Origin of the sequence: Microbulbifer litoralis, assembly GCF_023634065.1 — a bacterium.
GTDB lineage: Bacteria > Pseudomonadota > Gammaproteobacteria > Pseudomonadales > Cellvibrionaceae > Microbulbifer > Microbulbifer litoralis.
This window is the reverse complement of the sequence record NZ_JALKCV010000040.1, coordinates 1-1,000: the sequence shown is the minus strand read 5'-3', so window position 1 is coordinate 1,000 and position 1,000 is coordinate 1. Positions and strand designations below refer to the sequence as shown.

Genomic DNA, 1,000 nt, shown 5'->3' with positions numbered 1-1,000 from the left:
CTAACAAGCGACTGTGGCTTCAACCCCTATCAAAAAACTAGGCAGCCCATTCCTTTTGGTCGCGGACCATCGCGTTTAAGATCGTGAGCAATTTACGCATGCACGCGACTAGAGCTACCTTTTTGTGCTTTCCTTTTGCTACCAATTGCTGATATTGAGCTTTGATCGCCGGGTTGCAAAGCGTAGCGCTGACGGTAGCCATATACAGCACGACACGCACGGATCTCCTGCCACCTTGAATCCGCCGCTTTCCTTTTAGCTTACCGCTGTCTCGGTTAAATGGCGCGACGCCAGCTAGCGAAGCAATCTGCTTGTTGTTCAGCGTTCCGAGTTCAGGCAAGTCACCAAGGAGAGTGTGCGCTAGAACGTCGCCAACACCTGGTACGCTTTTGAGTAATCTCTTCTTCTCTGACCAGGATGATTCTTTTTCGATGGCCTTTGAGAGCTGCCCATCAACCCACTTGATCTCCTTGTCGAGAGCCTTCAGAATACGCCGGTAGGAAGCCTCAAGGATTCCGTCCCCCATGACTTCATCGCGGTTCAATTCTTGAACTCTAATGTTCATTAGCTGGCGACGGCGAGCCAGTAAGTCTTTGATTTTACGTAAGTTCTTTCCGTTACTGCGACTTATCCTGGGCTGCACCTTCGCCCCAAACTCTGCAATCAGCGCAGCATCTATACGATCCGTTTTTGCCAGCTGATCAATAGCGCCTGCATATCGCCGTACCGAGAGAGGTTTAGCAATCACGACCGGCAGACCGCGCTCAAAGGCTGCCTGAGCAAAGTTCAGCTCATAACGGCCCGTGGCCTCGACAACTACCCGTTCTACGTTATAACGGCGTATACGGCTAATCGAATAGCGAATACCTTCCTCGTTGTTTTCAGATGACCAGTGAACGTCTCTTTCATGGATGTGAAAATCCAGAGAGAACTTGCCAACATCCACACCAATATTGACGCCCGCTACCCTGTTACGCTGAATTGCCATAGAGACTCTTCC

1 protein-coding gene is annotated in these 1,000 nt (G+C 50.5%); it reads right to left on the bottom strand.

Annotated elements, in window-relative coordinates; translation table 11 throughout:
• Positions 1 to 37 precede the first annotated feature (37 nt).
• Positions 38 to 988 carry an IS110 family RNA-guided transposase gene (locus MWN76_RS20870; RefSeq protein ID WP_250465127.1) on the bottom strand — a complete coding sequence of 317 codons (951 nt, stop codon included), beginning with the start codon at positions 986 to 988 and terminating at the stop codon, positions 38 to 40.
• Positions 989 to 1,000 lie beyond the last annotated feature (12 nt).